A 25753-nucleotide genomic window follows, 5' to 3' on the forward strand; every position below is an offset into this window, starting at 1 on the left:
ATAATCCCTTAAAATAAATTCAATGCCAACCTAGCAGCATCACTCATACGACTCATCTCCCAAGGCGGGTCCCAAACAACTTTAACCTCAACATTTGTGACATTTTTAACAGTGGCTACAGAATCCCTTATCATTTCTGGGAGTTCTTGTGCGCTTGGACAATTAGGCGCTGTTAAAGACATTTCTACAATCACACGTCCATCATCATGCAAGTCAATCGCATAAATCAAACCTAAATCATAAACATTTACAGGAATTTCAGGATCGTAAACCTCTGAAATAGCCTCAATAACCGCTTCCTCATCCACATAATGGGAAGATGAGGGATTAGGAGATTCTTCAGAATCATCATATTGAGTGTTCAAGTTAAAATTTTCCTTATTTTTACCAAGGAATCCGCAAAAACATCAATTTCTTCTGGAAGCGTATAGGCACCGAAACTTGCCCGGACACTGCCATGAATACCAAGACGGTGCATTAATGGTTCTGCACAATGTTGCCCTGCTCTAACAGCAATGCCTGACTGATCTAGTAAAAGAGCAATATCGTGTGGATGTGCCCCTTCCATCAAGAAAGAAATCACAGGGCCTCTTTCTTTAGGTGCCCCTAAAATCCGCACGCCTTCGATATTTTTTAAAATATCTATCGCATAAGATGTTAATTTTTTTTCAAAAGTAAAACGATGTTTCATTTCATCTTGAGAGACAAAACGTAAAGCAGCGCCTAGTGCAATCACTTCTAAAATAGCAGGTGTTCCAGCTTCAAAACGATGAGGGGCATCTGCCCAAGTCGCCTTTTCAAAACTGACATTCTTAATCATGTCACCGCCTCCCATAAAAGGTGGCAGCGATTGCAGAATGTCATATTTTCCCCAAAGGACACCAACACCTGTTGGACCATAGAGCTTGTGACCTGTAAAAGTGATGAAATCCGCACCAATCTCTTCAACATTTAGATTGCTATGTACAATAGACTGAGAAACATCAAAACAAATTTTTGCGCCTGCTTTATGCGCAATATCTGCTAATTGGCGGGCCGGTGTTGCAGTTCCTAAGACATTGGACATATGCGTTATAGAAGCCAGCGCAACTTTTCCATCCTCGAAAAGCTTTGCATAAGCTTCCATATCAATATCGCCATCATCCGTGATGGGAGCAACACGAATTTCAATTTTCCTTCGATCACGCAACATCAACCATGGGACGATATTGGCATGATGCTCCAGTTCGCTGATCACGATGGCTTTTCCTAAAGGAATTGTTTCGCCAAAAGTATGCGCTAGCAGATTAAAAGCTTCAGTACTATTTCGGGTAAAAACGATCTCACGAGGATCATCTCGGCCAATAAAATTCGCAACCTGTCCTCGCACAGCTTCAAAAGCCGCACTGGTACGCTCGCTCATTTGATAGAGGCCACGATGGATATTTGCATAGCAATGCTTTCCCATCTCCTCAATAATATCCAAAACCATTTCTGGCTTTTGCGCTGAGGCGGCACTATCTAGAAAAACAAAAGGATGGTTATTAACCTGCTGGGAAAGAATAGGAAAATGTTGGCGTATCTTTTGAACATGCTCAATAGATTCAGTTGAAAATCTAGATGTCATCAGTGCTTTCCTTCCTGTTCTATATGAAATATTTCCTCTTTTTCAAAATCTAAAAAAGGAAAGACATAATCCTGCACCCAAAGATGGATATTTTCGTCCGAAATATGGTCTAAAATATCTTTCACAAAAGAGAACAAAAGAAGACGCTTTGCCTCATCTAAAGCAATTCCCCTTGCACGAAGATAAAAAATATCCTGCTCTTCAAGGGCGCCAACAGTTGCACCATGCGTACATTTCACATCATCTGCAAAAATTTCAAGCTCCGGCTTAACATCAAAAATAGCTCTATCTGAGAGTAAAAGCGCATCTGATTTTTGATGGGCTTCACTTTTATTCCCACGCTTAGAAATGGCCGATTTTCCTTGAAAAATGGCATGACCATTTTCAATAGCAAGCGCTTTAAAAGATTGCTGGGAAAAGGTGTGATTTGCCTCATGTGCAACGGAAATATTGAAATCGGCAAGCTGATCTTTTCCTACAAGCTGTAAACCATTCGCCTCCAAAACAGCATTCTCATCAGCTAAAACAGCCCGAAAGACTTCTCTCTCAAAAAGATTTCCCTTTGCGAGAAGCGTCCAACTTGCCTTTGCGCCCTCCGCCAAATCAAAATATGTATGGGAAAGAGAGGCTGTTTTTGATCCAGAAAACTGGGCTTTTACCCAAGAAATATGTGAAGATTTTGAGGATTTTACATGAATGAGATTATTTTCTAAAAAATGCCCTTCTCCTGCATGTACTTCAAAAACAGAAATTTTCTGATTTTCAGAAACTTCAAAATCCACTGCTGAATGAAGAGAAATATTTTCCCCTTCATTTAAAAAGAGAATCTGTAGGGACTGACTGGCTTTAAGGAAGGGGATTTTTAGAGAAATTTTCTCCTCCCCTAAAGAAAGATTTAAACGCTCTTCAAAAGAAAGTTTTTCACACCCTTCTTCAAGGACATTTTTCTTGATCTGCCAATTTCCACCATCTCCTAAAAAAGAAAGGCTAGGCATAAAATATCCATTTGAAAAAACCAAACGATTATTAACCTCAGGAAGAGATAAGGCCGTTATTTTTTCTTTAAGATCCTTTTCACTCAAAGAAGGTGCTTTTTTCCACTTTGTTTTATCTAAGGAAGATAGAGAAGCATAATGATAGGCTTCTTGCTTTTTTGTTGGCCAAGCATTTCCCAAAAGATCGGCTCGGTCACCAGCTCTTAAACGTAGTTGCTGCCAATTTTCTGAAAAATCATTCATTATCGACCTTCCAAAAAGGCTTTATAGCCCTCTTTCTGGATATACTCTGCCAATTCCATACCACCCGACTGTACAATTTTCCCTTTTACGAGAACATGAACCTTTGTCGGTTGGGTATATTCCAATAAAGCATGATGATGCGTCACGATAAGCGCAGAAAAATCAGGTGCCTTTAATTTATTAATGCCATCAGCAATAATTCGAAGCGCATCAACATCAAGACCGCTATCCGTCTCATCTAGAATAGCAAAGCTTGGTTGAAGTAAACGCATCTGTAAAACTTCGTTACGTTTTTTCTCTCCACCTGAAAAATCAGCGTTCACACCACGCTTAAGCATTTCTTGAGACATTCCGAGATCTTTCATCTCTTTACGCACGAGCTTTAAAAAATCAACGGGGGAGATCTCTGCTAAACCACGCTCTTTACGAACCGCACTCACCGCCGCTCGTAGAAAAGACGCATTACTCACCCCAGGCAGTTCAATAGGAGCCTGAAAAGCCATAAACAAACCTGCAGCGACACGTTTTTCCGGTGGTAAATCTAAAAGATCTATGCCGCCCAAAGAGGCTTTCCCTCCCGTAATTTCATAACGTGGATTTCCAGAAAGCACATTAGAAAGCGTTGATTTTCCAGAACCGTTTGGCCCCATAAGCACATGAACTTCACCTGCTGGCACATGCAAATCAATACCATGTAAAATTTCACGTGTTTTTTGATCATCATCACTATCATCTTTAAAGGAGACTTGCAGATCCTTAAGAACCAACTCTCCTTTTGCGGGAAATACCGATTTATTTATCATTTCATCGCTCATCCAACGCTTCCTTCTAAACTTAGCTGTAATAATTTCTGAGCTTCAACAGCGAATTCCATTGGCAACTCCTGGAGAACTTCTCGGCAGAAGCCATTAACAATTAAACCAATTGCCTCTTCCTCAGAGAAACCTCTTGCCCGACAATAAAATAACTGCTCATCGGAAATTTTAGAGGTTGTTGCCTCATGCTCAACTTGCGCTTTTTGATTGCGCCCTTCGATATAAGGAATAGTGTGCGCACCACAATTCGACCCAACAAGTAAAGAGTCACACTGCGTAAAGTTTCTGGCACCGTCCGCACGGCGATCCATACGAACACGCCCACGATAAGTACTGTCAGAATGCCCAGCAGAAATTGTTTTTGCAATAATGGTTGAGCGGCTTCTTGGGCCTAAATGAATCATTTTTGTGCCGGTATCCGCCTGTTGATAACGATTTGTTACTGCAACTGAATGGAAGTCTCCACGGCTTTCCTCTCCTGCTAAAATGCAAGAAGGATATTTCCACGTAATGGCAGAACCTGTCTCCACTTGTGTCCAAGAAATACGAGAGCGTTTTCCTTTGGCCAAACCACGTTTGGTTACAAAATTATAAATGCCACCCTTGCCATTCTCATCACCGGGATACCAATTCTGAACTGTTGAATATTTAATAAAAGCATCATCATGCGCAATCAGTTCAACCACCGCAGCATGAAGCTGATTTTCATCTCTTTGAGGTGCCGTACAACCTTCTAAATAAGAAACCTGCGCTCCTGCATCTGCAATAATCAAAGTCCGTTCAAACTGCCCTGTATTTTTTGCATTGATACGGAAGTAAGTTGAAAGCTCCATAGGGCATCTTACGCCCTTCGGCACGTAAACGAAGGAACCATCTGTAAAAACAGCGGAGTTGAGCGCACTAAAGAAATTATCCCCCTGCGGCACAACCTTCCCAAGATACTGCTTTATTAAGTCGGGATACTCCTGAATAGCTTTCGAAATTGGACAAAAAATCACCCCTGCTTTTTTCAGCTCTTTTTGAAAGGTTGTCGCAACAGAAACACTGTCAAAAACAGCATCAACAGCAACACGTGGACGTTTATCCCCCCCCTCAACACCTGCTAAAATTTCCTGCTCTCTAAGCGGAATACCCAATTTTTCATAAGTGCGTAAAAGTTCCGGGTCAACCTCATCTAAAGATTTTGGCCCTTCTTTTGTCTTTGGCTTCGCAAAATAGTGAATATCTTGGTAATCAACAGGTTTATATTTAAGACGTGCCCAATGCGGCTCTTTCATCGTTTGCCAAAGACGAAAAGCCTTCAAGCGCCATTCAAGCATCCATTCTGGTTCTTGCTTCCCTTTAGAGATAAACCGAATAGTGTCTTCATTAAGACCTTTGGGGGCATAATCTGTTTCGATTTCAGTTTCAAATCCCCATTCGTAGGATTCACTTTGAGCGGTAAATGAAGATGCTGTACTCATAACTCTTCCCCCTTTGTATCGATGCAAGAATGGCTTGCGAGTTCCTCAATACTTACTTCTGAAAATAATTTAAGCATTCTTTGATTCAGACCATCCCAACAACCAACCAAAGGACATGCCTGATCGCGCGGACATTCTCCGTCACGACAGCAAGAAACCAGATTGATTGGACCATCAATAATTTTAATCACATCTTTTACGGAAATATTTTTTAATGGCGTAGAGAGAAGATAGCCACCGCAGGCCCCTCGTCGAGATTCTATTAATCCAGCTGATGCAAGAGCCTTGAGTAATTTTGCTGTTGTTGGAAGAGAAATTGATGCATCTGCTGCCAATTCCGCTCCTGTTGCCATTTTTCCCCGCTTAGCCAAAATTACCAAAATAACAGCAGCATAATCGACAAGTTTAGAAGGTCTTAACATTATCTAAAGTGTTCCATAAATATATTAAGTTGTAGCTCTATCTATAAGCGTGGCTACGCTCTTACCATAAAACAAAATAAATTTCTTTATTTTCCAACGTTATTAATAAAATACTATTTTAGTCCTATATGTACAAGGAAATAGAGAAGGTTAAATGTCCTTGCCCTTAAAAAAGCATTTTAAACGCAAGAATACCTCCTTCAATAAAGGCTGAGGTAAGGAATCCGACCAAAGCACCATTTACACGAATATAGGCTAAGTCACTGCCGACAGCTTGCTCTAAACGTTTTGAAATTTCAACGCCGCCCCATTTTTTCATAACAGATTGCAAAAATATAAAAGAATGGTTTCGTATCTCCGGCAAATGCCGAGTCATATAGTCAGAAAGATAAGTTTCAATCATGCTCTCAAACGAGACCATTTCAGAACATTCTATAAAAATCTCTTCCAAAGACGCTTTTTTCTTTTCCCAAACTGAAGGTGCAGCCCTTAATCCTTCTCCCTTCTCCTGTTTTCTCTCTTGAAAAGATTTTAAAAAACGCTGCTTATATTGAGACCATTTTTCTAAAAAAACAGGATCATTTAAGTCTATCTTTTTAAGCTCCCCCTCCAAAGCGCCAACAACACGGCGGCCAATTGAATTGCCAACAGCCCACCCCAAGAATGAACCACCTTGTTCTTTTACACGCTGCTCAACGTAAGAAATGATCTTATCTTCATGTTTTTCAAGATTCATCCGTAACAATCGCCCTAATAAAGAAATATTTTCTGCGCTCAAAAGAACATCTTCTAAAAGATAGGCTTTTGCCAGAGCAATACTCGCCTTTTGCCCCTTAAGATCAAAAGCTTCTCCTGTTTTCTTCTTAGAAAAAAGCATTTGAAAAATCTTCTGATTAACCCTTTTCCCGATCTCTAATTTCTGAAGCAGCGCAATCATTTCCGCCTCATTAAGAAATTCCACAACCACAAAATGGGCAATCTTATCAGCAATCTTATCTTTATTACGGGCAATAATATTTGTATGCGGCAAAGGAAGACCAAAAGGCTTTTTAAAAAGAGCTGTCACGGCGTACCAATCCGCAAGAGCTCCCCCTAAGCCACCCAGGCATCCTCCTTGAACAATTTTCAGTAAAATATTTCCTATTTCCGTCTGCGGTACCGGCAAACACAAAGTAAGAATAGAAAAAGCAAATAGGAGAATAAGTAAAAAATTCGCAAAGAAATTCGGAGTTGGTTTCTGCTTAAACAAAATACTGCCTTTACCTACATTTACACGCACCTTCTGAGAAAAAACACAGTGGCGAGAAATGATTAAGGTGCCAAAAATAAAAAAATCTGCTAAAATCTTATCGCATTAAACGTTAAATCTAAATGCAACCTTGTCTGTTAATCTTTTATTTTAACTAAAGAGACTATGACCTTACCTGATCTTAAACAAGCACTCCTTAACAGTGCGACCTTCACAGAAGCGTGCGACATTTCTTTTGAAAGTCTGCAATCTCCTGACGGAACCTCTAAGATTGAGGCGCTTATCCGAGATTTTAGAGATCAGCAAAAGAAAATCCGTGCGCAGAAACTGCGTTCTTACAGTAAAAATAAAAACAATACGCAGACGGAGACGCACCGCCTCCTCGAAGAGACCGCTGACTTCCTGCTCCAAAATACACACTCTCTAAAACAGCTCGAAACCGCAAGGGTTTCTGCCGTTTTTACAGCACATCCAACCTTTGCACTCAAAGATGATGTTTACGAAGAGCTTGCTGCGATGGCAGAAACACCTTCTTTAGAGCCTATCAAGAGAAAGAGCGATCGCCGGGATGCACCGCCAACACTTCCTGAGGAAGAAAGGCTTTCTTTAACGGCAATCTCACGGGGAAGAGATGCATTAGATTCATTAAATCTTGCCCTCATCCGCAAAGCAGATCAAAAAACCTCTATACAAAAAGAATTTTTACCCTCTCCGTTACTTTTTGCAACATGGGTAGGATTTGACATTGACGGACGCAACGATATTGGCTGGTGGGATGCCCTTAGCTATCGCCTTCTTCTTAAAAAGGCGCAAATTGAACGTTTATTAAAACAAATTTCCTCTCTTTCTACAGAAAATAAAGAAAAAGAAGATTTTATACAGCGTTTACAAGATGCTTTGACAGCATTAGATGCGCAAATTTCAGCCTGCCCAAAAGGTAATAAAGGCGAAACCCCTTCCATTGAGGAAATTCAAGAATTTTCTAAAGCCTTAACTTTTGTCAGTGCAAAAAGCTTACGAAAAGCCAAAGAACTTACCCCTTTCTTTGAGGTTCTTTCAAAAGCCTTGCCTCAAGCGGAAAAAGAAAAACTTCAAAGCTGGAAAGCGTCTTTTCTTTCCCACGGTTTAGGGCTTGGCCTCATGCAAGCCCGTATTAACGCCGCCCAGCTTTATAATATTGCTCGCACACGTCTTGGCCTCTCAGATGATCCGGCGATCCCTTCGCATCGCCGTGTTCTCATTGACCATCTAAACAATGCGCTCAGTAACCTTTCACCTGTTCCTGTCAATCTTGGCTCTATTCTTGGGGAACCCAGTGTTGCCGCTAGAATGATGATGACAATGGCGCAAATTCTCAAACATATTGATCAGGATTCCCCTATTCGTTTCCTTATTGCGGAAACAGAAAGCGGCTATACCTTGTTGGCGGCTTTATGGCTCGCACGTTTCTTTGGCATTGATGACCGTAAAATTGAAATATCTCCGCTCTTCGAAACTGAAACAGCCTTAGAAAATGGCGGCGCTATTTTAGAAGAAGCGTTTAACTCTCCCCATTGGCGTAATTATATCCAAACTAACGGTAAACTCTGCCTGCAGTTTGGCTACTCCGATTCCGGACGTTACGTTGGACAACTCGCCGCAACCCCTCTCACGACACGTCTAAAATTACGTGCCGCTGAGCTTTTAGAAGAATATGCGCTTCAAGAGACAGAGCTGGTCTTTTTCGATACGCATGGGGAAAGTATTGGTCGTGGCGCACATCCAAAATCACTCCATGACCGTCTCAGTTATTTTTCTCCCCCGTCCCTTAAAAAGAAATGGCAGGAAAAGAATTTACATATTCGGACAGAAAATGCCTTTCAGGGCGCAGATGGCTATTTGCTCTTTGGCTCAGAATTACTCTCTGTCAATGCTGTCTCAACGATTGTTCATTTTGCCTATCCTTCGCTTAAGAAAGATCCTCAAGAGATTATTGATCCAATTGAGCGAAACGGCACAATCATTGGTGATTTCTTTGCAACCATTGCCCGAAGTATGGCCGACCTTATTCAAGATCCAGGATATGCTGCACTTTTAGGAACATTTGGCAGCTCTCTTATTGATGCGACAGGCTCTCGTGCTGCTTCACGCCAATCTTCTGGAAGATCACCCAAAATAAGCTCTCCTCGACAATTAAGAGCTATTCCAAATAATGCTATTCTTTTACAGCTTGGTTGGTGGGCAAATATTATTCACGGATTAGGCGCTGCGGCACAACGCCATCCAGAGGCTTTTCAGGCCTTTCAATTAACCTCTCCTCGGTTTCGTTTACTCATTGATTTTGCAGAACAGGCCTTAGCCCATTCTGATCTTGATGTTCTAAGAGGCATTACAGCGCTTTTAGATCCGGGACTCTGGCTCGCCTATGCGGAACATTCTCAAAATGACCGCCATTTACGCAATCGCTATCTCGCTATTGCCAGCGGTTTAGAAGAGCTTAATGTGTGGAAAGATGCTTCTGCGACCTTCAGACGCTTACAAAGAGATTATATTTCTTTAGATAGCGCCTGCTCTAAGATTCCACATATGCAAAAAGAAGAGAAAATCATTCATGCTATTCGTATTGCTTTGATTAAGAAAATTTGGATCTTAGGAACGCAAGTTCCTTATTTCGGGCCACAAGATGGGTTTACACGTGAAACAGTGACAGAAATGACCCTGTTGCTGGATATTCCTAATCTCCTAAAAAAGCTACGTTCCCTCTTTCCAAAATCTCCGATAGAAAATACACATCTCGATTTTGGTGAAAAAGGTGAAGTAACCAATAGCCAAGGGTTCCGACGTGAAAATGAGAATATCATCGACCCAATCGAGAAATGTTTTAATCTTTTAAGAGAGTGCGGCGTTGCCATTCAGCATGCTAACGGTGCCTTTGGATAATCCCAAGGCACAATTTTGAAAGGCAGAGACTTTATCGCCAATTTTTTCAAGAGAAAAAATATTTGGCTCTAAGCCGTTAAAAGAAAATGAGGCTGTTTTGGCATTTCCCAAGGCAGCCTCTATTTTCGCCATTTCCAACGCTGGAATAATGCTCTCTATGGTTGTTAAGTGATGCGATTTAAACAAAAAACTATTTTGATAATCACCAATCTTTAACGTGACCTGCGGTGACATATCACCCCCCATGCCCCAGCTCGGATCTGTCAAACGAAGCAAAAATAACCCTTGCCCCTGATACAACGAAAAGGTAAACGGCAATCCCTTTGTCTCTAATCCACAAAGATCTCCAGAGGGTGTTTTTTCTGTAATATTCTGCCAATCATTTTGAACATTTTGTGCCGTTGCAACAGGAATTTGAAAGCAAGCTCCAGCCGCAAATAAGGATAAAAAGAAATATTTTTTCATAAAATAACTGCGCCTTTTGCCGCTAAATTTTTGTAAATGTGACAGGCTTTATCTGCCTCTATCGCTTTAATCATATCTCTCAGCACAAAAACCTTAAAACCATGATGTAAAGCATCTTCAATCGTCGCCTTAACGCAAACCTCTAAGGCAACCCCACAAATATAAAGCGCCGTCAGATGATTTTCTTTTAAGAAAGACAAAAGTTTTGTTGGTTGGTTTGGTGCATTATAAAAGGCAGAATATCCCTCCTCTGTCACCAGAGAGCCTTTTTCAATCACAAAATCAAATTTATCATTCTCTAATCCTTGTGAGAATTCAGCACCTTTTGTCCCCTTAACACAATGAGACTTCCATTTTCCGCCATGTTCTTGAAAAGAAATATGATTTTGCGGATGTGCATCTTTTGAAGCAACTTTAAAATCATATTCAGGCGAGTTTAGAGCTTGATTGATGAATGGAATAATTTGATCTGCCTTTGGCACTGGCAAAGTACCACTCGGCATAAAATCATTTTGCATATCAACAACAAGAAGTGCTTTTTTGTCTGACATTAAAACCACCTATTTTTTTGAAGGAATGGCCTTTTTCCTGGCATATTGATTGCGATAATTTTCCAAGAAACGGGCTATCCGTCCAATCGCATCTCGAAGATCCGCCTCATGCGGTAAGAAGACAATGCGAAAATGATCCGGCTGATGCCAGTTAAATCCTGTTCCCTGAACCAACATGACACGTGTTTCCTCTAAAAGCTTTAGAAAAAATTTTCGATCATCTTCAATCGGATATATCTCCGGATCAAGTTTTGGAAACATATAAAGCGCCGCTTGCGGCTTTACGCAGGAAACACCTGGTATGGCTGTAATCAATTCATAGGCGAGATCACGTTGACGACGTAAACGTCCCCCTTCAGCAACCAAATCATTGATACTTTGATAGCCGCCTAAAGCGGTTTGAATCGCCCACTGCCCCGGCACATTTGCGCAAAGACGCATATTGGAAAGCATATTTAGCCCCTCAATATAATCCGTTGCTTGTTTCTTATTGCCCGAAACGATCATCCAGCCTGCACGATACCCACAGGCACGATAGCTTTTAGAAAGGGAGTTAAATGTTAAGGTCAAAACATCGGTTGAAAGCGATGCAAGCGCTAAATGTTCTGCCCCCTCATAAAGTACCTTGTCATAAACCTCATCAGCAAAAAGTACGAGATTAAATTCTCTTGCAATCTCGATGAGGACTTCAAGGACTTCTTTTGGATATAAAACCCCTGTCGGATTATTGGGATTAATAACGACAATCCCTTTTGTATGAGAGGTAATTTTAGAGCGTATATCTTTTAAATCCGGTATCCAGCCCTTTTCTTCATCACAGAGATAATGGACAGGCTTACCGCCTGATAAGCTCGTCACCGCTGTCCATAAAGGATAATCCGGCATGGGAATAAGAAGTTCATCCCCCTCATCTAAAAGCGCATTTGTCGCAATCGAAATCAGATCAGATGCGCCATTGCCCAAATAAATATCGTCTAAAGTGACATTTTGGATGTTTTTCTGCTGGGCATAATGCATCACGGCTTTACGAGCCGCAAAAATCCCCTTGCTGTCCGAATAACCTGCGGAATTTGGAAGATTTAAAATCATATCCCGCTGGATTTCCTCAGGCACTTCAAAGCCAAATGGCGCAAGATTGCCGATATTGAGCTTAATGAGACGCTGTCCCTCATCCTCCATCTGCTTGGCCCTATCCATAATCGGCCCTCGAATATCATAAAGCACATGCGATAATTTGGCAGATTTTTTAATGGATTTCATGGAGAGGGCTTCCCATCACAGAATGTATATTCATAGAGTATGTTTCGAAGTGAATACTTTACACGAAGTTAAGCATTAGCAAGAGTTAATACATATGAAAAAATATATTATTCTTATATTTAGCCTTACCCTCATTACCTCACCCCTATTAGGATGTAAGGATAAAAAAGAAAAGGAAGCAGAGCTAGAGAAAATCTCGCTCAGAACACCTGAGATACATCCTATGACCTTATCTCTTTTTATGACCTTATCTCTTTTTCAGAGTGTAGATGTTCTCTCTTATAACTCCATTCTAAATCTAAATAGATGCCAGATATATGCACTAGGATACAACGTTTTTATCCTATCCCTTCTGAAAAATGCCCCAAACGAACTCCCTAAAAACTTCGAAAAAATTGCCCACAAGGATGTTGATATGATTGAACTTAAATGTCTTGGAAAAATAAGTCCTTCATCCACTCTCTCAGATAGGCAAAAAGAAATTCTAAAAGGCTTAGAGAATTCCGAAAATGATGGGCTCAGCAGAACCCCTCTTGCACGAGAAAATGCTTTTTTAAATGGGAACCAATGTGCTTCTAAAATCCTATTATCGAAAGAAAGTCAGGCGCAATATTCTAAAGATTATTTTGATTTCTTCTTATCTATGTAAGAGGGAGAAATAGACTAACCTGTCACGACTCTACGTCTAAAATAAGAATGCTACTTTTGGAGGTCTCAATAAATTCGATTGCACGATTTTTTAGAATAAAACGCAATTTATTGAGCCGTTCAATCTATTCCCGCAGAAAAAGCTGCTCAAGGAGATAACTTCTTGTCGGTTTTTTAAAAGATTCAACAATTTCCATAAGCTGACTCTGGGCATTCTTATCCTACTCCAAATGAATATGCTTATTTTTTACTATATTCTTATTTACCATTTATCCCCCAGCATGAAAATGCGATCTTCCCCCATAATTGGAAGGTCAGGAGTCTCGTAACAGCGAAACTTATACCGAATACCCTATTTCCTCGAGAGGTTTTTTATTCAGACACACTCCCAACCACAAGAAATGGATGGGACAACCTGTGTCAACGCTGTTAACGGGCATAAAACCAATAAAAAACAACATAAATTGATACCGCATAACTTATAAACAGGAGCTCACAGCAAAGTCTCGAGGGTTACGAGGCCTCAAAGCAAGAAATTTTATATGGAAATTGGCGGAGAGGGAGGGATTCGAACCCTCGGTACCCCAAAGGGGCACAACGGTTTTCGAGACCGCCCCATTCGACCGCTCTGGCACCTCTCCGCAATGAGGGTCTTTGTTTTTCCTTCTTACCTTTCCGTTTAAAAGAAAGCAAAAGATTTTAGTATAATCTTGACCTTTTTACGAAAAAAAAATAAAGTCCCAACTAAATATCGCTGAATCTGTCTTGATAGATTTGGCCAATAATCAAAAGAAGGAAGTTGATTGCCTTAATTTCGGCGGTTTTCTTTCCCTTAATTTTTAAGGAAATATTATGTTTGCTGTGATCCGCACAGGTGGAAAACAATATCGCGTTCAGCCTGGTGATGTTGTTAAAATCGAAAAAATCGAAGGTGAAGCTGGCAGCACCGTCACATTAAAAGACGTGCTTATGGCAGGCGAAGGATCAGACCTAAAAATTGGCGCCCCTGTTATTGAATCCGCTAGCGTTACCGCAGAAATTCTAGGCCAAGACCGTTTAAAGAAAATCATCGTTTTCAAAAAGCGCCGCCGTCAAAATAGCCGCCGCAAAAACGGTCATCGTCAGCACACAACTGTGTTGAGAATCAAAGACATCAATTTAGGCTAATTCATTTAGCATCTTTTAAGGAGTTCCCCTCATGGCACAAAAAAAAGCAGGTGGTTCCAGTCGTAACGGACGCGATAGTGCGGGTAAACGACTAGGCGTTAAGAAATTCGGCGGTCAGGTTGTTGTTGCTGGCAACATCATCGTTCGTCAGCGTGGCACAAAAATTGCTGCCGGTAAAAATGTTGGTGTTGGTAAAGACCACACTCTTTTTGCTTTGGTCGATGGCCAAGTTGCTTTCCAACGCAAAAAAGAAGGTAAAGTGCACGCTTCTGTTATTGCAGGCGCTGCCTAAGCTTTCCTGAAAAGCATTCTAAAGCCGGTCTCCCCTAGCTATATGTTAGAGGCCGGCTTTTTTATTCTCCCTTTCCCCAAAACGAACTTCTATCTGGAAAATTTCCCATGAAATTCTTGGATCAAGCTAAAATTTATGTCCGTTCTGGCGATGGCGGAGATGGTGTTGTCGGCTTCCGTCGTGAAAAATATATCGAATATGGTGGCCCTGATGGCGGCAATGGCGGTCGTGGCGGTGACATTATTTTCAAAGCTGTCGCTAATCTCAACACCCTGATTGATTTCCGATACACTCAGCATTTTAAAGCCAGAAAAGGCGGTAATGGCGCAGGCTCTGACCGCACAGGAAAGGCGGCTGAGGATGTCATTATTAAAGTACCTGTTGGCACACAAATTTTGGAAGAAGACAGGGAAACCCTCATTGCTGATTTGACAGAGGAAGGTCAAACACTCTTCCTTTGCCGTGGCGGTGATGGCGGACATGGAAATGCGCATTTCAAATCCAGTACCAACCGTGCTCCCCGTAGGGCAGATAAAGGTTATCCTGGTGAAGAAAAATGGGTTTGGTTACGCCTTAAACTCTTAGCCGATGTCGGCTTAGTTGGTCTGCCAAATGCCGGAAAATCTACTCTCCTCTCTGCCTCTTCTCGGGCAAAGCCGAAAATTGCGAATTATCCCTTTACTACCCTTCATCCGCAATTAGGACTTGTTCGTACAGATATGAATCAAAGTTTTGTGATGGCGGACATTCCTGGTCTTATTGAAGGTGCCAGTGAAGGCAACGGTCTTGGCGATCGCTTCCTTGGCCATGTGGAACGCTGCGCTATTTTAGTTCACCTTATTGATGTGACAGAGCCAAATCCGCTGGAAAGCTGGAAACTTATTCGCCATGAGCTTGAGGCTTATGCTCAAAATCTTGCGCAAAAAGAAGAGATTATTGCCCTCAATAAATGTGATTCAATTTTAGAAGAAGAGCTCGAAGAGATTAAAAAAGAACTTGAAGAAGAGACAGGACAAGAAATTTATACAATTTCTGCGGCAACAGGTCTAAATGTCCAGCCTCTTCTTTATAAACTGCAAAGCAAAGTCGATGACTTCAAAGCGCAGGAAAAATTAAACTCAGATTTAAATGACGATGAGAAACAGGGGGAATAAATCCCCCTTTTTTGAAAAAGAGGTCATTACATTCCCAGGGCATGGCGATATAAATCAAGAAGATTTTCCTGCTCTTCAACTTCCGCAGGCGGTTGTTTGCGCATGCGGATAATGGTTCGAATCACCTTAACATCAAATCCTTCTGATTTTGCTTCAGAAAAAATATCTTTAATATCTTCTGAAAGAGATTTTTTTTCCTCCTCAAGACGTTCAACACGCTCAATAATTGAACGCAGGCGATCTGCAGCGACACCTCCAACATCTGAGCCCTGATTTTCGCTGTTATTTAATACGTCCATAATTCTTAACTCCAACCCGTATAAAATTCTGCTTCTTATTAGCAGAATTATGCGTTATTTGTTACCTTAATTAGAGCAAACTATAACATTTAAAAAAAGCCTTAAACATTTCAGAAAAGAAGGTTTGCCTTCTATTCATCTTCCACATTTAGAATTTGGAATTTGCTTATGCCTCCGTTTTCCCATGTCGCCCCCTTCGACCTTGTCATTTTTGGTGGCACTGGAGATCTTGCCCTTCGAAAACTTCTTCCTGCACTTTTCCGTCAGTTCCAAGACAATGATATCCCTGAACATTCTAGGATTATTGCCACCTCTCGCATGGAAATGACGACTGCACAATATCGGGAAGAAGCTAAAAAAGCGCTTTTAAAATTCTATCCTGCGTCTGCACGTAATCCGCAAACAATCGAACATTTCTTAAAAATTCTCTATTACACCGGCATTGACATTATCCATTCCGATCACAAAGGATGGGAATCCCTTGCTGATCGGCTCTCAGATACTAGCTTTGAGAAAAACCGTATTTTCTATTTCTCTACAGCACCTTCCCTTTTCGAACCTATTAGTGAAAATCTTTCCCTTCACAAACTCATTTCTGCGAATAGCCGTGCCGTGATGGAAAAGCCCATTGGAAGAGACGGTAAAAGTGCAAATGCCATTAATGAGGCCGTTGGTAAATATTTTGATGAAGACAAAATTTTCCGCATCGACCATTATCTTGGCAAGGAATCTACACAGAATATTTTGCAATTCCGCTTTTCTAATCCGCTGATTGATGCCATCTGGTCAAGTAAATATATCAAAAATATCGAGATCACAGCCAGTGAGACAGTCGGCCTAGAATCCCGTGCCTCTTATTATGACACGTCTGGTGCCGCACGTGATATGATCCAAAACCATTTGCTTCAGGTTTTATCTCTCTGCACCATTGACCGTCCAAAATCCTTAAGTGGCGATGATATTCGTAATGAGAAAATTTCTATTTTTAAATCGCTTATTCCCCTTACGGAAGAGGAGATCAAAACAAACTCCATTCGTGGACAATATATTGAGGGAACGGCTGAAGGTCGTGCAGCCCCCTCTTATGCCACCGAGCTTGGTAGAGAGAGTCAAACGGAAACTTTTGCTGCCATTCGTGTAAAATTGGATTTACCTCGCTGGAAAGGGACAAGTTTTTGCCTCAAAACAGGCAAAAGAATGAATGAGAAGAGAACCGATATAAAAATCACTTTTCATAACGATGTTGCGCTTTTTCCAAATGCGCCAGCCAACGAAATGAAGCTTGATTTACAAGACACCAATGATATTACCCTCGAGCTAAATGTTCGCTCTATCGGCTTTTCACAAAATACAGATGGCCTTAGACCCCTTCTCCTAGAAGGAAGCTACTCTCCACCTGCTGGTGTGCGTACCCCAAGCTCCTATGAAACTCTTTTGATGGCAATTGCAAGAGGCGACCAAAGCCTCTTTGTTCATCGTCAGGAAGTTGATGCCGCTTGGAAATGGATTGAGCCTATTCTTAAATCTTGGGAAAAGAATGTGCCGGAACTACTTTACTACCCCGCTGGCAGTTCTATTCCTCGCTTTTCAGAGGTAAACAAGACTTAGGTCTCTCATCGTAAATTATTTCCCCTCTTAAAAAGAGTTAGCGCTTAATTTTTTGCTTGTAAAATCTCTTTTTTTCTCTAAATAAGAGGGGGAAGTCAGATAGTTGAGCGGCTGCTGTAAAATGGAATTTATTTCACTTTATAGAGGAAAGTCCGGGCTCCACAGGAATACGACGCCGGTTAACGGCCGGCAGAGGCAACTCTAGGGATAGTGCCACAGAAAATAGACCGTCTGTTTATTATTTATTACTATACAGATAAGGGTGAAACGGTGCGGTAAGAGCGCAACGCAACTCTGGTAACAGAGTTGGCAGGGTAAACCCCGTCGGGTGCAAGACCTAATAGGAAAGATAGATCTCCATCTTTTGATGAGAGGTCGGGGGTATTCCTGCCCCTCTTTCGGGTTGGTCGCGTGAGGGCAATAGCAATATTGCTCCAAGATGAATAGTCGCTTCGTTCTTTACGAACGGACAAAACCCGGCTTATAGACTATCTGACTCTTTTTTTAAAAAATGATTCTTTTTTACAACACTAAATTTTTTGACCGCTCATCGTAGCGGTTTTTTTATGCCTGATTTTAAACACCCCTTTTATATAAGGTGTATTTTTAGCTGTTACCTGCCGTTTATAGCCTATTAGTGGTTTGACTTCCCATAAAATCCCATGTTATCCCATAAAAAGGTGGGGCACTAGGCAATGGTTGCCTGGGCATGGGCTAACGAGGCTCTCAAAAAGCATGTTTCTTGGAACGCATTGTAATCGTTTTGACGCAAAAGGGCGGATATCAATTCCTGCATCCTTTCGTGCTGTCTTAAAACAACATGCTATTTCAGGTCAGTCTCTCATGATTTTACGCCCTTCCCATCTCCATTCTTGTATTGAGGCATGGACTTCAGAACGTTTCTTTTCTCAGATGACTCCATTGGCTAATTATGATCCCTTCTCCGAAGAGCATGAAGATCTTTCTACAAGCCTTTATGCTGAGGCCTATCCTTTAGATAGCGACAAAGAAGGTCGTATTATTATTCCGGAATCCCTCCAACGTCATGCAAATTTAGAAAAAGAAGTCACCTTCATGGGACTAGGACGCATTTTTCAGATTTGGCATCCCGAAGAGGCGCTTAAACGTCAAAAAGAAGCGCATTTAAGAGCCAAGACTCTCACCCTCCGTAATCGCAAAACTTCAGAAGAAAGGGCGGTTTAAAATGACGGTACAAAATATGAAAACAGGCCATATTCCCGTTCTTTTAAACGAGGTCATTACAGCGCTTCCTAAAAAAGAAAATGCTCTCTATCTCGATGGCACTTTTGGCGGCGGCGGGTATAGTCGTGCAGTTCTTAATCACTTCCCGACAAGTAAGCTCGTTGCTATTGACCGTGATCATACGGCTATTCTTCGTGCTGAAAACTTTAAAAAAGAATTCCCCAATCGCTTTGAAGCCATTGAAGGGACTTTCAGTGCCATGAAGGAATATTGTGCAGACCTACCTTGGTTAAAAGAAGAGAAATGCTATGGCTTCGATGCCATTATGCTTGACCTTGGTCTTTCCTCTTTTCAAATTGATACGGCTGAACGTGGCTTTTCCTTTAAAGAAAATGGCCCTCTCGATATGCGAATGGGTAATAATGCACAGAGTGCCGAAGATATCGTGAATAAAGCCTCTGAAGAGGATTTGGCAGATATTTTCTATTATTATGGTGAGGAACGTTGTGCGAGACGCATTGCTCGCAAAATTATTCAAATGCGTCTTGAAGCCCCCATCAAAGATACGGCGATGCTTGCAGATATTATCCGCTCTTGCGTGCCCCCTTCTAAGAATAAAAAAGATCCTGCAACACGTAGTTTTCAAGCATTGCGAATTGCCGTTAACGATGAGCTGAATGAAATTCAGCGTGTTTTAGAAGATGCGCCTACGATGTTGGCACCTGACGGTGTCCTTGCCATCGTAAGCTTCCATTCTTTGGAAGATCGCTTAGTCAAAAAAGCATTTAGCCACCTTGTTTCTCCGACAAAGGGACAATCTCGTTATGTGCCGACCAAAGACGCCTCTGCAAAATCTTCAATCTGGGCCGTTCCTTCAGGATATCCTATTTCCCCTTCTGAAGAAGAAACCAAACTTAACCCACGCGCACGAAGCGCACACTTGCGTGTCTTGAAAAAACTTTCAACCTCTTTAAGAGGAGCCAGATCATGAGCAAAGTTCGCTACTGGCTAACCGGTCTTACAAGCGCTATTTGCTTATTTTCGCTTTGGAATCTCTATCAGACCAAGCAACAGGCTAAGCTCATCCAGTACCATATTACCCAAGTCCAAAAAGAAATGCTTGCTGCGAATGAGCATACGGCACGCTTAAAAATGGAATGGGGTATTTTAAATCAGCCTGAGCGTTTAGAAGATCTTTCTAAGCGTTTCTTACCTAGCCTTCGCCCAACGGAAACGGTGCAATTTGCGCAATTGGATCAGGCTTCCTCTCGACTGCCTGAGACTTATTCAAAAATAAAATCCGATCATCCTACGATGTTAGCAGACAACAGACACGATAATGTCACATCTTCAAATGTTCAAGCTGAAAATATTTCTCTTGCACACAATAATATTGCCCCATTACCGGCTTCCGTCGTCTCACACGCAGAAGATGGTGGGTTAGAATCTGCCATTAATGATTTGGAAAAGAATGATACACAAAAACATATTCGTTCCCTTCCTGTTGCACAAGCTTCTCCTCACTCTCTAGATGATTCTTATGATAAACTTTTAACGGCATTTCAGCAAAGTCCCTCTGCACAAATGCCAAGTGAATTATGAGACAAAAGAAAGCCTCTTCTTCTCCTCTTGATATAGAGAAAAGTCGCCTTCTTCTGGCCTCTTTTATCTTTTTGGTTTTGTTTTTGGCATTGTCGTTTAAAACGGCATGGATTTCACTTTTTTATCCGCTACCACCAAGTGTTGCCCTAGAGACCTCTCTCACGCCTGATGAGGGTTCAAGTACAGGCACGCCAACATTGCATATTCCGCATGTTCAAAGAGCTCCCATTACAGACAGGAACGGACAAACACTTGCCGTCTCCCTTCCTGTCGTCAGTCTTTATGCGCATCCAGATGAACTCATTGAAATTCACCATGTTGTTAACCAGCTTAAAAAAATCTTACCCAATATTGATATAAAAAAAACAATTTATCATCTCGAACATAATAAAAAATTTGCTTATATTGCACGAAATTTAACGCCTAAAGAAGAAATCCAAGTTAATAATCTTGGTATTCCTGGTCTTTACTTTGAAAATAGTGAAAAAAGACATTATCCGCTTGGTCATGTTGCCGCCCATGTTGTCGGAGGTGTTGACATTGATGAACATGGCATTTCCGGCATTGAAAAATATTTTGATGACCGTCTTTCAAGCGATCGAACCCCTTTAAATCTTTCCATTGACGTGCGTGTTCAAGAAATTGTTCGCTCTACGCTTATTGATGCTGTCAATAATTTCAATGCGCAGGGCGGCTGTGCCATTGTCATGGATATTCACACGGGAGAAATCATTGCGCTTGTAAGTGCACCTGACTTTGATGGTAACCAGCTCAATAAAGCCTCAATGGATGCACGTTTTAATCGTGCCGTCACAGGTGCCTATGAGCCGGGGTCAACACTAAAACTCCAAACAGCGGCAATGGCGCTTCAGTCAGGTAAGATTCATCTGTGGGATCGTTTTTCAACCAGCCCTATCCATATTGGACGCTTTAAAATTTCCGATCTTAGTACAGATCATTTTGCGCCTTACCTTTCTTTTCCTGAAGTGCTGGCCTACTCTTCAAATCTGGGAGCTGCGCATATTGCCCTTGATATTGGGGAGGTTAAACAAGAAGAATGGTTTAAAAAAATTGGTTTTCTTGATCGTGTGCCGATTGAACTTCCAGAAGCAGCACGTCCACTTTATCCTGCAGCATCACAATGGAAAACGACAACGGTCTTAACCATTGGCTTTGGGCACGGCATTGCTGAGCCGCCTTTATCCATTCTTCGTGGGGTTGCAACGCTTGCAAATGGCGGTCTCCTCGTTACACCTACACTGATTCCTGCAAAAAACAGAATTAACCCAGCGAAACCTATTCGTATCATGTCTGAAACGACCTCTCAGCAGTTGCGCAAAATTTTGCGCTTAGATATTACGCATGGAACAGGCCGCAAAGCAGAAGCATTGGGCTATTATCCCGGCGGTAAAACAGGCACTGCCGAAAAAATTGATGCGCACGGTCATTATATGAAACATACCAATATCACCGCTTTTGCCGGTGTTTTCCCAATGAATAACCCTAAATATGCTGTCTATGTTATGCTTGATGCGCCTAAGGGAAACGCCTCTACCTACGGTTTTCAAACCGCCGGTTGGATTGCCGCCCCAATTTTTTCTAAAATTGTCCTGCGTGTCGCACCTATGTTGGGAATTTATCCAAATTTTGCAGATGCAGAACAAATCGAAGAAAGTCTTTCCATGCCAATGCAACCGGCTATCCCTGCGGGGGTTCGAGCACTTGGCCCTGACTATGACCCCGGGGAATTACGTCTTGAAATGGAATCTCTTAAGAAATCACATCATTTTTAACCCAATAAAGTTGCTATGAAACTCTCCTCGCTCCTTCCAAACCATCTTATTCCAGAAAATTCTAAAACATTGGAAATTACTTCCATTTCCAGTGACAGCCGTGAAGTCATTGCTGGAACGCTTTTCTTTGCGCTTAGTGGAACCCGGTTAGAGGGGGCAAATTTTGTAAAAGAGGCCATTGCCAAAGGCGCTGTCGCCATCGTGAGCGAAAAAGAGATTTTCTCTCTTTTAGAGATTTCAATTCCTATTATTCATGTCGAAAATGCAACAACGCTCTTAAGTCTTTGTGCCTATAAATTGGCAACACCTCTTCCCGATCATCTTATTGCCATTACAGGAACAAATGGCAAAACAAGCACTGCCGATTTTTTACGACAAATCTGGGCGCTTCAAGAAAAAGAAGCAGCTTCAATCGGTACATTAGGTATTCGTGCGACAACAGGTGATATTGAGGCTTCCCATACAACTCCCCCTCCAGTATTTTTGGCAAAATATCTCCATCAATTAAAAGAAACCGGTGTTAACCATGTTGCACTTGAGGCCTCTTCGCACGGTCTTGTTCAAAACCGTCTTAAGGGACTTTTTTTTGAAGCTGTTGGCTTTACGAGCTTTAGTCGAGATCATCTTGATTACCATAAAACAGAAGAAAACTACCTCACTGCAAAATTAACGCTTTTCAAAGAACTTCGACAAAAAAATGCCCCTATTGTGGCTGCTACTGCCTGTGGCACAACAGTCATTGAAGCCTTGAGAAAAATTGCGGACGAGACCCATGCCCCCTTACGTACGGTTGGAAAAAACGGAAATTTCTTAAATTTAATAGAAACTAGCCCTTTGCCAGACGGCCAATTGCTTACGATTTCTTTTCAAGGGCAAAAATCCATTTCGGTGCATCTCCCTATTCCCGGGATTTTTCAAGCGCAAAATGCTCTCTTAGCGATAGCTCTTGCCTGCCCAAATACAGCTGATGAATCAGAAATTTATCACCTCTTGAAACTTCTACCACAGCTAAAACCCATTCCTGGACGTGCCCAGTTTGCCGGAAAAACACAAAATGGCGCAAATGTTTATATTGATTACGCCCACACCCCAGATGCTATTGAACGCATTGTTGAATCTCTCCGTCCTCATTTAAAACCAAAAGGTAAGCTTTTTATCGTTTTTGGTGCAGGCGGTAATCGTGATAAAGGCAAGCGCCCTTTGATGGGACAGGCAGCCAATCTGGCTGATTTTGTCATCGTTACAGATGATAATCCACGATTTGAAGATCCTGACCTTATCCGAAAAGAAGTCCTTAACGGTTGCAAAAAAGCCATTGAAATTGCAGATCGTAAAGAAGCGATCGCCTATGCCCTAAAGCAACTCCAAGAGGGGGATATTTTATTGATTGCTGGAAAAGGTCACGAAAAAGGACAAGAAATTCAAGGAAAAATCCTTCCTTTTGATGATTTTCTCCTTGCACAGCAACTCGGTAAACTTACCCAAGGAGCTTTTTAATGTCTCTTCTCTGGAACCGTGAACAATTAGAAAAAGCGACAGGTGGAAAGCTCAAAACAGATGTTGCCGTAACAGGTATCGCTATTAATAGTTTAGAGCTGAAAAAAGGAGATCTTTTCATTGCGCTCCAAGGCGGTCGAAAAGATGCACATCTTTTTATTGAAAAAGCTCTTGAGGCAGGTGCCTCTTGCATCATGGCTGACAATCAAAAATTCTTAAAAGAAAATAATCTTTTATCTCATGAGAAAATTCTTCTTGTGAAAGATTGCATTCAAGCACTCACTAAAATGGCCTCTTTTGCACGGGAAAATTTTACAGGACATGTTCTTGCTGTAACGGGAAGTGTCGGAAAAACCACCACAAAAGATATGCTTTTCAAAGCCTTATCCCCTTATGGCAAAACATTTGTTTCAAAAAAATCGCTTAATAACCATCTTGGTGTTCCTTTAAGCCTCATTGCTATTCCAAAAGATGCGACATTTGCCGTATTGGAAGTCGGTATGAATCATGAGGGCGAAATTTTGCCTCTCGCAAAAATGATTCAGCCTAAAATTGGCATTATTACAGCGATTAACAAAGCGCATGCTGGCAATATGGGCGGTGAAATCGAAATCGCAAAGGAAAAGGCAACTTTATTCCGAACCCTTCCGGCTTCAGGTACTGCTCTTCATGCAGATTTTCCAGAGATTATTAATAACATTATTGCGCAAGAAATTCCTAAAAATGTTAAAATTTTTACCGTTGGAAAAAATCTAAAAAATAATTTGAGGATTGAAAAGGCAACCCTAACTTCTGAAGAAAGCTCTTGTCTTTTAGAATATCAAAATCAATCTTTTTCCTTACAGCTTTCGGCGCCCGGAGAACATCTTTTAGAAGATGCCGCAATCGCAATAGCTTCTGTCCTTGCGCTTAACCTTGAGCCTTCGAAAGCGTTAAAAGCCATTCAACAATTCAAGCCAGGCTATGGACGGGGTGAAAAACATCTGCTGAAAAAAAATATCACACTCATTGACGAGACACATAATGCCTCTCCTGCGAGTGTTAGAGCGGCCTTAAAAACGCTGTTTCTTCAAAAATCCTCTCGCAGAATTGTAATTTTAGGAGATATGTTGGAGTTAGGCGATTTTTCTCAAGAAGAACATGCCTCTTTACTCCCTCTTCTCGTTGCAGAAAAAATCGTTCTTTTTTGCTGTGGAACGGCAATGAAGGCTATTTTTGAAAAACTCCCTCCTGAACTTCAAGGCGGCTATGCCCCTACTTCCGAAGCATTAATCCAACCTATTCAAAAATATTTGCAAGATGGGGATTATCTTCTCGCTAAAGGAAGTCACAGCATGAGAGTGGATAAAGTTGTTCAGGCTTTAAAAAATAACTTCTCTCAGAATCAAACAGCAACAGAGAAAACACAGTCATGATCTACGAACTCATTCAATCCTTTTTCCCCCATCATGCTGGCCTCGCAAATCTCTTCCACTATATTACTTTCCGTGCAGGAGCAGCTTGCCTAACCGCATTGTTGATTGCCCTCTTAACAGGACCTTATTTCATTCGAGCCTTACGAAGACTGGGCGGACAGCCCATCAGAGAGGTTGGCCCTGCCCGACATCTTACAGAAAAGGCAGGAACACCAACAATGGGAGGATTGCTTATCCTCTTTTCAGCGCCTCTGAGTATTCTTTTGTGGGGAAATCTTCACAATGGATTTCTGTGGGCAACAATGACCGCTTTCCTTACTTTTGGACTCATCGGCTTTTGGGATGATTTTTTAAAAGTTGCTAAAAAAAATTCAAATGGCGTTCCTGGACGGGTTCGTCTTTTCTGCGAATTCACTATTGCTGGGATCGTCTCCGTTTGGATTGAACTTTTAACGCCACCAGAAATCCGCAATGGCGTAGCTATTCCCTTTTTAAAAGATGTCATTATTCCCCTAGGCACCTTCTTTCCTATTTTTGCAATGGTTTTCATTGCGGGATTTGGAAACGCCGTCAATTTAACAGATGGACTTGATGGCTTAGCCACTGTTCCTACCATTATTGCTTGCCTTGTTTTTGCGATTATTGCCTACATGATCGGCAATCATATATTTGCCAATTATCTTGAAATTCCCTTTATTCCCGGAACAGGTGAATTGACGGTGTTTTGCGCAGCCTTGATTGGGGCATGTCTCGGATTTTTATGGTATAATGCCCCTCCAGCTGAAATTTTTATGGGCGATACAGGCTCGCTTGCGCTCGGCGCTGCGTTAGGGAGTGTTGCTGTTGCTGTTAAAAATGAACTTGTTCTTTGTCTTGTCGGAGGAATTTTTGTTATTGAAACGCTTTCCGTCATTTTGCAAGTTTTTTGGTTTAAACGAACAGGAAAACGTATTTTCCTTATGGCCCCCCTTCACCATCATTTTGAGAAAAAAGGTTGGGAAGAGCCAAAAATTGTTGTTCGTTTTTGGATTATTGCTCTTATCTTGGGACTTTTAGGCCTTGCGACTTTAAAACTTCGCTAAGGACA

24 protein-coding genes, 1 tRNA gene and 1 other RNA gene are annotated in these 25753 nt (G+C 41.6%); 14 read left to right on the forward strand and 12 right to left on the reverse strand.

All coding sequences use genetic code 11. The features are described from left to right. Positions 1-8 precede the first annotated feature (8 nt). The 7 genes from FAI41_00570 to FAI41_00600 form a co-directional block, all read right to left on the reverse strand. Complete coding sequence (locus FAI41_00570; GenBank protein QCE32201.1) at positions 9-365, reverse strand: SUF system Fe-S cluster assembly protein; 357 nt, start codon at positions 363-365, stop codon at positions 9-11. Beyond that, complete coding sequence (locus FAI41_00575; protein ID QCE32202.1) at positions 362-1606, reverse strand: cysteine desulfurase; 1245 nt, start codon at positions 1604-1606, stop codon at positions 362-364. Before FAI41_00575 ends, FAI41_00570 begins: the two co-directional genes overlap by 4 nt. Continuing rightward, positions 1606-2844, reverse strand: a complete 1239-nt coding sequence (locus FAI41_00580) for a SufD family Fe-S cluster assembly protein (GenBank protein ID QCE32203.1) — start codon at positions 2842-2844, stop codon at positions 1606-1608. The genes FAI41_00575 and FAI41_00580 overlap by 1 nt, the downstream gene beginning before the upstream one ends. Continuing rightward, positions 2844-3647, reverse strand: coding sequence for a Fe-S cluster assembly ATPase SufC (sufC, locus tag FAI41_00585; protein ID QCE33742.1), 804 nt, complete (start codon positions 3645-3647; stop codon positions 2844-2846). Before sufC ends, FAI41_00580 begins: the two co-directional genes overlap by 1 nt. A gap of 8 nt (positions 3648-3655) precedes the next feature. Continuing rightward, positions 3656-5122 (reverse strand): Fe-S cluster assembly protein SufB, encoded by a 1467-nt coding sequence (gene sufB / locus FAI41_00590; GenBank protein QCE32204.1) that lies wholly within the window; start codon positions 5120-5122, stop codon positions 3656-3658. Then, positions 5119-5544, reverse strand: a complete 426-nt coding sequence (locus tag FAI41_00595) for an Rrf2 family transcriptional regulator (protein ID QCE32205.1) — start codon at positions 5542-5544, stop codon at positions 5119-5121. The genes sufB and FAI41_00595 overlap by 4 nt, the downstream gene beginning before the upstream one ends. 166 nt (positions 5545-5710) lie before the next feature. Next, positions 5711-6793 (reverse strand): DUF445 family protein, encoded by a 1083-nt coding sequence (locus FAI41_00600; protein ID QCE32206.1) that lies wholly within the window; start codon positions 6791-6793, stop codon positions 5711-5713. A gap of 165 nt (positions 6794-6958) precedes the next feature. Between FAI41_00600 and FAI41_00605 the strand changes: the two genes are divergently transcribed. Then, positions 6959-9712, forward strand: a complete 2754-nt coding sequence (locus tag FAI41_00605) for a phosphoenolpyruvate carboxylase (protein QCE32207.1) — start codon at positions 6959-6961, stop codon at positions 9710-9712. Here FAI41_00605 and FAI41_00610 read toward each other — a convergent pair. The 3 genes from FAI41_00610 to FAI41_00620 are packed head-to-tail and all read right to left on the reverse strand — an operon-like array spanning position 9662 to position 11988. Further along, on the reverse strand, positions 9662-10177 hold the full coding sequence (locus FAI41_00610; GenBank protein QCE32208.1) for a hypothetical protein: 516 nt from the start codon (positions 10175-10177) through the stop codon (positions 9662-9664). The two genes, FAI41_00605 and FAI41_00610, sit on opposite strands and share 51 nt — an antisense overlap. Continuing rightward, the gene (locus FAI41_00615) at positions 10174-10728 is read right to left on the reverse strand and encodes an isochorismatase family protein (protein QCE32209.1); all 555 of its coding nucleotides are present in this window, start codon (positions 10726-10728) and stop codon (positions 10174-10176) included. The genes FAI41_00610 and FAI41_00615 overlap by 4 nt, the downstream gene beginning before the upstream one ends. A 9-nt stretch (positions 10729-10737) precedes the next feature. Beyond that, complete coding sequence (locus FAI41_00620; protein ID QCE32210.1) at positions 10738-11988, reverse strand: pyridoxal phosphate-dependent aminotransferase; 1251 nt, start codon at positions 11986-11988, stop codon at positions 10738-10740. Positions 11989-12403: 415 nt separating this feature from the next. On the opposite strand from FAI41_00620, the gene FAI41_00625 reads away from it, so the two are divergent. After that, entirely contained in the window at positions 12404-12637 is a 234-nt protein-coding gene (locus FAI41_00625) for a hypothetical protein (GenBank protein QCE32211.1), read from the forward strand. 549 nt (positions 12638-13186) lie between these two features. Here FAI41_00625 and FAI41_00630 read toward each other — a convergent pair. Then, positions 13187-13277: transfer RNA gene (locus FAI41_00630), tRNA-Ser, on the reverse strand. A 211-nt stretch (positions 13278-13488) separates the two neighbouring features. Between FAI41_00630 and rplU the strand changes: the two genes are divergently transcribed. From rplU to obgE, 3 genes are all read left to right on the forward strand, one after another. Beyond that, entirely contained in the window at positions 13489-13803 is a 315-nt protein-coding gene (gene rplU, locus FAI41_00635; GenBank protein ID QCE32212.1) for a 50S ribosomal protein L21, read from the forward strand. 31 nt (positions 13804-13834) lie between these two features. After that, complete coding sequence (locus tag FAI41_00640) at positions 13835-14095, forward strand: 50S ribosomal protein L27 (GenBank protein ID QCE32213.1); 261 nt, start codon at positions 13835-13837, stop codon at positions 14093-14095. Between the two features lie 107 nt (positions 14096-14202). Continuing rightward, entirely contained in the window at positions 14203-15249 is a 1047-nt protein-coding gene (gene obgE / locus FAI41_00645) for a GTPase ObgE (GenBank protein QCE32214.1), read from the forward strand. Between the two features lie 26 nt (positions 15250-15275). Here obgE and FAI41_00650 read toward each other — a convergent pair whose 3' ends face one another. Then, positions 15276-15548, reverse strand: coding sequence for a DUF2312 domain-containing protein (locus FAI41_00650; protein QCE32215.1), 273 nt, complete (start codon positions 15546-15548; stop codon positions 15276-15278). A 168-nt stretch (positions 15549-15716) separates the two neighbouring features. On the opposite strand from FAI41_00650, the gene zwf reads away from it, so the two are divergent. The 9 genes from zwf to FAI41_00695 all read left to right on the forward strand — a co-directional run bounded on the left by zwf (position 15717) and on the right by FAI41_00695 (position 25748). Then, positions 15717-17156 carry a glucose-6-phosphate dehydrogenase gene (gene zwf, locus FAI41_00655; GenBank protein QCE32216.1) on the forward strand — a complete coding sequence of 480 codons (1440 nt, stop codon included), beginning with the start codon at positions 15717-15719 and terminating at the stop codon, positions 17154-17156. Between the two features lie 95 nt (positions 17157-17251). Further along, positions 17252-17656, forward strand: an RNA gene (gene rnpB, locus FAI41_00660) — RNase P RNA component class A. Positions 17657-17891: 235 nt separating this feature from the next. Continuing rightward, complete coding sequence (mraZ, locus tag FAI41_00665; protein ID QCE32217.1) at positions 17892-18359, forward strand: division/cell wall cluster transcriptional repressor MraZ; 468 nt, start codon at positions 17892-17894, stop codon at positions 18357-18359. 1 nt (position 18360) lies between these two features. After that, positions 18361-19350: a 16S rRNA (cytosine(1402)-N(4))-methyltransferase RsmH gene (gene rsmH / locus FAI41_00670; GenBank protein QCE32218.1), complete on the forward strand. Its 990-nt coding sequence runs from the start codon at positions 18361-18363 to the stop codon at positions 19348-19350. After that, positions 19347-19961: a hypothetical protein gene (locus FAI41_00675; protein ID QCE32219.1), complete on the forward strand. Its 615-nt coding sequence runs from the start codon at positions 19347-19349 to the stop codon at positions 19959-19961. Before rsmH ends, FAI41_00675 begins: the two co-directional genes overlap by 4 nt. Next, the gene (locus tag FAI41_00680; GenBank protein QCE32220.1) at positions 19958-21754 is read left to right on the forward strand and encodes a penicillin-binding protein 2; all 1797 of its coding nucleotides are present in this window, start codon (positions 19958-19960) and stop codon (positions 21752-21754) included. Before FAI41_00675 ends, FAI41_00680 begins: the two co-directional genes overlap by 4 nt. Before the next feature lie 15 nt (positions 21755-21769). Continuing rightward, positions 21770-23251, forward strand: a complete 1482-nt coding sequence (locus FAI41_00685; protein ID QCE32221.1) for a UDP-N-acetylmuramoyl-L-alanyl-D-glutamate--2,6-diaminopimelate ligase — start codon at positions 21770-21772, stop codon at positions 23249-23251. Next, entirely contained in the window at positions 23251-24666 is a 1416-nt protein-coding gene (locus FAI41_00690; GenBank protein QCE32222.1) for a UDP-N-acetylmuramoyl-tripeptide--D-alanyl-D-alanine ligase, read from the forward strand. Before FAI41_00685 ends, FAI41_00690 begins: the two co-directional genes overlap by 1 nt. After that, entirely contained in the window at positions 24663-25748 is a 1086-nt protein-coding gene (locus FAI41_00695) for a phospho-N-acetylmuramoyl-pentapeptide-transferase (protein QCE32223.1), read from the forward strand. The genes FAI41_00690 and FAI41_00695 overlap by 4 nt, the downstream gene beginning before the upstream one ends. Positions 25749-25753: the final 5 nt, after the last annotated feature.

Source organism: Acetobacteraceae bacterium, assembly GCA_004843165.1.
Classification (GTDB): Bacteria; Pseudomonadota; Alphaproteobacteria; order Acetobacterales; family Acetobacteraceae.